We start from the raw sequence: 6,654 nt of genomic DNA, 5'->3' as shown, positions 1-6,654 counted from the left end.
GCCTAACATAGCTTCTGTTCAGTTTTGAACCGTCAAAATCAAAACAAATAAATACTATGAAAATCACGACTCTGCTGGCCGCATTGTGGCTGGCCTCCACGCAGGCTTACGCACAATTTTCGGGACAGATCAACTACGAGATCGTCCGCAAAATTGACCCTACCCAATTAAGAATGGTCATCAATGGTGAGCCTGTAAAACCCGGCGATCCCAACTTCCCGACAGACCTTCCCGACTCGCGCACTTCCGGGCAAAAATCCTTCATCTCAGGAAATTATGTCAAAGAGGTTTCAGATGATCAGAATACGATGGTCAGCAGGGTTTTTCCAAACGGCGGTCCTCCTCGGACTACCAATCTGGGCCGGCCTTTCGATGAATACAAGCTCGTAGACCTGGAAGCCCGAAAAATCGTGACCTTTCTGACAATGAAAGGCCCCGAGCCAAAAAGCTATCAGAGTGAAAGCCCCATTGAACGCGCTCCTGGCTGGCAGTTGACAGGCGAGACAAAGAAAATAGCAGGTTACCCTTGCAAAAAAGCGGTTGTCAAACTGAAAAACGAACCCTATTCGGTGTGGTTTACCGAAGCACTTCCCGTTACCTACTCACCTGTGCATGAGCTTACACCGGAGAAAGGTGTGGTGCTGCTGATCGAAGGTACCCGGGAACAGTTCAGGGCGGTGAAAGTGCAACCGGGCAATGTAAGCGATAAAGATGTGGCGCCGCTGCCAGGCGCGCAGCCCGTTACCAAAGAAGAACTGAAAGACATTCGCGAAAAGGCGCTGGCCGATTTCCGTCAGCAGAAAATGATGCCCGGCGACGGCGGAAGATAACCTATGAAACCCATATTCCTTTTAGCCATGATCCTGACGTACTTCACCGCCTCCGGACAGAAGCCGGCTGTCCGGGCGGAAGTGTCGGGAACCATTCTTGACTCGATCAGCCAAAAACCATTGCGGACTGCTTCGGTATCCCTGCTCACCCGAAGCGATTCCGCCTATGTTACCGCGGGCATTACCGACGGTTCGGGTCATTTCAGACTTAGAAATGTGGCCGCAGGCAGCTACCGGTTGCTCGTGACGTTTATAGGCTATCGTAATAAATCTGTATTGTTTGAAGTAGCGTCTCAAGATGTGCGGCTCGATACATTATGGATGACCGAGCAGGGTACAGACTTGCAGGAAGTGGTGATCAAACAGGAAGCTCCGCCTGTGTCGGTCAAGGGAGATACCGTGCAATTCAATGCGGATGCATTCAAAACCGAACCGAATGCACAGGTGGAAGAATTGCTCAAAAAGTTGCCTGGCGTGGAAGTTTCGCGTGACGGGCAAATCAAAAGCAACGGACAGGCTGTACGCAGGGTGCTTGTGGACGGCAAACCGTTTTTCGGTGACGATCCCAAAATGGCCACGCGCAACCTGCCAGCTGGCATTGTAGATAAGGTCCAGGTTTACGATCAATCTTCTGACCAATCGCAATTTTCAGGTATCGATGATGGTAACCGCGAGCGCACGATCAATATCACCATCAAGAAAGACAAAGGGAAAGGTTATTTTGGCCAGAATGCGATTGGTGCCGGGCAGAATACCGGATCGAATGGACTGCGCTATCAGGGTAAGCTGAGCCTTAACAGGTTCAACAACCGCAACGTAGGCCCCGGCAGGCAGATATCGCTGGTAGGAGAAGCCAATAACCTGAACCGCCAGAATTTTTCGCTCGGTGACGGCAGTCTGCCCGGCGGCGGAATGGGCGGACCGATGTTCACAGGTCAGCAGGGTTCTTTTGGGGAAGAAGACAGCCGGGGTCCGGCGAACATGACCGAAGTGCGGGCGGCTGGGTTCAACTATCGTGCGGAGGGTGAAAAAGTGCGTCATGGAAAGCGGGCGGAGATTTCTGCAAGCTATTTTGCCAACCAGGCGATTACCACCACGGACCAGGAAAGCCGGCGCGAATACATTTTGCCCGGGCAGTCGTTTGTGGCCGAGCAGTCCAGCTACAACAAGAACCAGGCTTTTAACCAGCGTTTTGCTGGAAGGTTCGAGTTTCAGCTGGATTCGCTGACGAGTGTGCGCTTCACACCAAACTTTTCGTGGCAAAAGGTCAGGTACCAAAGTGATGTACTGAATGCTGCGTACACCAGGGCAGGAGAACCGCTGAATGCCGGAGAGACACATTATCGCTCGTCAGCCCATGGGATGAACGGGTACAACAACCTGATACTGATGCACAAATTTGCAAAACCAGGCCGCACGCTTTCCGCCAACCTGAACACGGTACTGGCTGACGGAAAAACCACCGGCTACAACCAGTCGCGGAACGTATTTTATGATTCAACGAGCATTGCAAAGCTTCCCGAAAATATCGACCAGCGAAACCGGCAAAATAGTTTTTCAGTACAAAATAACCTGAATATCTCCTACACCGAGCCGCTTTCATTTCGCCAGAAGCTGGAAGTCAGGTATGCGCTGATCAACCATCAGAACCGGCAGTCGCGTTTTGTTTTTGATAAAAATGAGGAGACAAACAGCTATTCTGTTCCCGATTCAATGCTCACCATCCGGTTTGCGGGTACATTTGCCGCGCACAAAGCCGGCGCCACTTTGCAAACGCAGCGGCTCCGGTTCAGCTACACGCTGGGCTTCGACTTACAAAGCGCGCGTCAGGTTTCTGACAATCTTTCGACGGAGTCGCGCATAGCCAAAAGCTATTTTCACTGGCTCCCCAATGCATTGTTCAGCTATACTTTCCCGGGCAACCGGCGGGCACGACTGCAATATCGCACGCGCATTGCACCGGCAAGTATCACCCAGTTGCAGCCTGTTGCCGACAATACCAACCCACTGGATGTAAAAAGCGGCAACCCTGCGCTTCGGCCCGAGTACTTTAACACGCTTACATTGACCTACAACAGCTCAGACAACAGTGGCGACCGCAGCCTTTTTCTTTTTGCCAACCTCAACCAGAGCAACAGCCGGATCAACAATGCCATGTCGGTCAGCGACAATGGAGCCAGGTTTTCGATGCCGATTAACACGCATGGTTTCTGGGCGCTGAACAGTTTTCTTTCATGGAGCAGGAACATTAACCCGCTACAAGTCAATCTTACACTGAATTCAAAAGGGAACTTTTCGGGCAGCCGGAGCCTGGTAAATAACCTTCCAAACCAGGCGAATACCAGTTTGCTCAGCCAAGGAATGCGCATTCAAAGTGCATTCAATGGTAAAATCGACTACGGACTGGGCGCGCGGATTAGTTACCAGCAGGCCCGGTACTCGCTTTTGCGCGAGCAGAATACGCAGTATTGGTCACAGTACCTCACAGCAGATTTCCATTGGCAGTTGCCTTTTCAATTCACATTCAGTTCGGACCTGACCTACAACGCGACAACGGGACGCGCCAGCGGCTTCAACCAGCATTTCACCCTCTGGAACGCAGCATTGTCGCGGCAGTTTTTAAAAGGAAAACAAGGGGAAGTGAAGTTGCAGATTTTCGACATACTCAACCAAAACCGCAGCCTGACACGCAACACCACCGAGACTTACATTGAGGATGTTCGGAGTGTGGTTTTGAAGCGGTACTTGCTGGTGAGTTTCGTGTATAATCTGCGGAAGTTCGGGATTTGAGGCTGATCCTTGCAGACGTCAATTCGCTGTATTTTGTGCCGGGAGAGCTATACTGCTATCCCGGCACTTTCAGCATTTTAAAACTCTATTTCTTCGCCTCTCGAACCGCTTTGATCGGGAAATCGCCGTATTGGGAGGAGATGATGCCGGTGAGCGTGTCGCCTTTTTGCATTAAGCTGTACTTGAACTCGCTGCCCTGGCTTTCCATAGTAAAAGTGACCTTCCCCTGATCTGCCATCAGGTTTTTTACTTCCTGCCGCTCCGCTGCCTCCACGTACCCGACTGTTTTGTTTTCCTTTTGTTCAAAAATCAGGAAGCCCGATTCGTATTCAGGCGGAACGTCGCTGATCATGTATTTCCATGTTCCGATCAGGTCATCGGCTGTAATTGACTTTTGAGCGGAGATGGAAAAGATCGCCACTGCCAGGATCATCAGCGTGTAAAGTTTTGTTTTCATGTTCATCCGGGAGTTTTAAGTTGAAATGCACCAGTAATTAATGCAAAATTTTACACAAATTCTCCGCATTGTAATAATTATCCCGGCATTGGCGCAGATGTACCAGTTTCAAGGCTGGAAAGCCGCACATTGAAAAAACATCCGGCAACCGCAGCTTTTATTTAAAATGATGCGCCGCTTCTGAGGATTTTGCATTCCAAAAGTAAGTTCCTTAACGTAACTTGGCGGCTGTTAACGGGTACTCTTAACTTAAATTCTCACTTAATGGACATTTCACAGATCTTTCAAAACAATCAGGACTGGGTTCAGAAAAAGCTCAACGTTGAACCGGACTATTTCAGTAATCTGGCGAAGGGACAAACGCCAGGCATTCTTTATATTGGCTGCTCCGACAGCCGCGTTACTGCCGAAGAGCTCATGGGCGTCGAGCCGGGCGAGGTATTCGTGCTGAGAAACATTGCCAACATGGTCCCCAATACGGACCTAAGTGTGATGTCGGTCATTAACTATGCAGTGGATCACCTGAAAGTAAACCACATTGTGGTATGCGGCCATTATTACTGCGGTGGTGTGCAGGCGGCTATGAAATCGGGGGACCTGGGTATCCTCAACCCCTGGCTGAGAAACATTCGTGACGTGTACCGCACGCACAAAGAGGAGCTGGCTGCGATCGAGAATGAAGAAGAACGCTACAAAAGACTGGTCGAGCTGAATGTGGAAGAACAATGCATTAATGTGATCAAAACCGCAGAAGTGCAGAAAGCACAGCGTGACCGCAACCTTACTGTCCACGGCTGGGTTTTTGACGTGCATTCAGGAAAGCTGATCGACCTGAACATCGACTTCAAAAAACTGCTCGAAAACATCATGGAAATTTACCGGCTCGACCTGAAAGATCCCGAGATACAAACTGCAAATCCCTGATTTTTGGAATGATATTAAATGATAGAAGCGGCCGGGAATTTATCCGGCCGCTTCTGTAATATGCATTGAAAAACAGAAATTATTTGCTTTCACCCTCCGGCGTGGTCTGGTTTAACTTCCAGCGTTTCATGATAATGCGCCCGGAGTACTTTTTCAAATGATACTTTTCAGGTTCTCCAATCAGGAATCCATACGCTTTGAGCGATGGAACTGCGTCGAATACGACCTTTAAAACAGCTGTGATCGGAATGGCGAGGATCAACCCGGCGAGCCCGAAAAGCAAACCTCCCAAAAGCAGTCCGACGAGCGCCATCAGCGGGTTAATGCTCACTTTTCCTCCTACGATATTCGGCGTCAGGAAGTTACCTTCGAGAAACTGGACTACCTGGAACCAGATGATCACACCCACTGCATACCAAGCACTGTCTTTGGTGGCCAATGCAAATACCGCAGGCAGCACCGAACCAATCGCGATTCCGATATAGGGCAAAAGCATCAGCAGCGAAGCCAGAATGCCGAAAAACCATGCATAAGGAATACCTAGAACCAGTAAGCCAATGGTATTCAAAACCGCAACGATCCCCATCACAGTTATCAGCCCGATCAGGTAGCTCTGCACGACGTAATATATTTTGTCAAGTACCCCGCTGACCAGTTCCTTGGGTGTAGAAAGGAATGCGTGAAAGAAAAATTCGCGGAAGAAATCACGGTAGTACAGAAGGAAGAATGTGAATAAAGGCACAATCACGACGCCAGCCAGGATACTTCCCATTGAACCAAAGGCCGCACCCAGGATCACGCCCGCATTGGAAACAGCCTTGTTGGTGAAAGTGGTGATCTGTTTGGTGATCTCACCTTCTTCAATACCAAACCGCAGTACCACCCATTGCTGAATGGTGTCGAGTATATGTTTGAATTTAACCTGCAGATCATTCCCGTTGGCACCAATCACGATTACCTGGTGTACGATAAACCAGATCAATCCGCCGATCAGGATAATGGCAATAAGAACTGCCAGCAGCGAAGCGCCTACGCGGTTGACCTTGTACTTCTCAATAAAGCGTACAATCGGGAACAGCGAGATGGCCAGCAAGATGGAAAACATGAGTGGTACCAACACGCTTTGCAACGTATATAGCAATGCGACGATCAGGACAAGAGACAGCAGTGAAGCCGCAATCTCGACGCTTTTTGACTTAGCGGAAATATCATTCATAAAAAGTGTAAGTGAGTTTAAGAACGAAACTGAAAATTTCATGCCCGGCATCCCGCATCCTCAGTTTTCTCTTGCCAAACTGCATTTACCGAATTATTCCCTTTTCACTTTTTTTTATAAGTATTCCAAGCATCCACCTGGACTTTTAAGATTGTTCAACTTCCTAACCCTTTAACAAATGTTCGTATGCGAATAATATGTAGCTGTTTACTCACGCTGGCTATGCTCGTGATTTCTGTCATTCCGGCTCGTGCCCAGTCCCGGCAGGTGTCCGGAAAGGTTGTAGATGAAACCAATGCAGCTGTGCCCGGCGCAAGTGTGCTGATCAAGGGTACCACTTCGGGTACCAATACCAATGCAGAAGGCGCTTTCTCAATCAGCGTGCCTGACGGGAACCAGAAGCTCACTGTCTCGTCAATCGGGTTCCAAACGGTGGA

6 protein-coding genes are annotated in these 6,654 nt (G+C 49.5%); 4 read left to right on the top strand and 2 right to left on the bottom strand.

The window, feature by feature from the left end; all coding sequences use genetic code 11:
- The first annotated feature begins 56 nt into the window (after positions 1–56).
- Both ACTIE6_RS14670 and ACTIE6_RS14665 read left to right on the top strand, forming a co-directional pair.
- Positions 57–830 carry a GLPGLI family protein gene (locus tag ACTIE6_RS14670; RefSeq protein WP_439557355.1) on the top strand — a complete coding sequence of 258 codons (774 nt, stop codon included), beginning with the start codon at positions 57–59 and terminating at the stop codon, positions 828–830.
- 3 nt (positions 831–833) lie between these two features.
- Positions 834–3,620 carry an outer membrane beta-barrel protein gene (locus tag ACTIE6_RS14665; RefSeq protein ID WP_439557354.1) on the top strand — a complete coding sequence of 929 codons (2,787 nt, stop codon included), beginning with the start codon at positions 834–836 and terminating at the stop codon, positions 3,618–3,620.
- Between the two features lie 85 nt (positions 3,621–3,705).
- Here the strand turns inward: ACTIE6_RS14665 and ACTIE6_RS14660 are convergent, their stop codons facing one another.
- A complete protein-coding gene (locus ACTIE6_RS14660) occupies positions 3,706–4,077 on the bottom strand; it encodes a hypothetical protein (RefSeq protein ID WP_439557353.1) in 372 nt (123 codons plus the stop codon).
- 264 nt (positions 4,078–4,341) lie between these two features.
- Here ACTIE6_RS14660 and ACTIE6_RS14655 point away from each other — a divergent pair, with 264 nt between their 5' ends.
- A complete protein-coding gene (locus ACTIE6_RS14655) occupies positions 4,342–5,001 on the top strand; it encodes a carbonic anhydrase (protein ID WP_439557352.1) in 660 nt (219 codons plus the stop codon).
- A 79-nt stretch (positions 5,002–5,080) separates the two neighbouring features.
- Here the strand turns inward: ACTIE6_RS14655 and ACTIE6_RS14650 are convergent, their stop codons facing one another.
- The gene (locus ACTIE6_RS14650) at positions 5,081–6,217 is read right to left on the bottom strand and encodes an AI-2E family transporter (RefSeq protein ID WP_439557351.1); all 1,137 of its coding nucleotides are present in this window, start codon (positions 6,215–6,217) and stop codon (positions 5,081–5,083) included.
- Positions 6,218–6,403: 186 nt separating this feature from the next.
- On the opposite strand from ACTIE6_RS14650, the gene ACTIE6_RS14645 reads away from it, so the two are divergent.
- Positions 6,404–6,654 (top strand): carboxypeptidase-like regulatory domain-containing protein (locus ACTIE6_RS14645; RefSeq protein WP_439557350.1); only part of this gene is annotated, 251 nt, incomplete at its 3' end.

The organism is Dyadobacter sp. (assembly GCF_051859145.1).
GTDB lineage: Bacteria > Bacteroidota > Bacteroidia > Cytophagales > Spirosomataceae > Dyadobacter.
The sequence above is the reverse complement of the archived record's forward strand: the minus strand, read 5'-3'. Positions and strand labels throughout refer to the sequence as shown.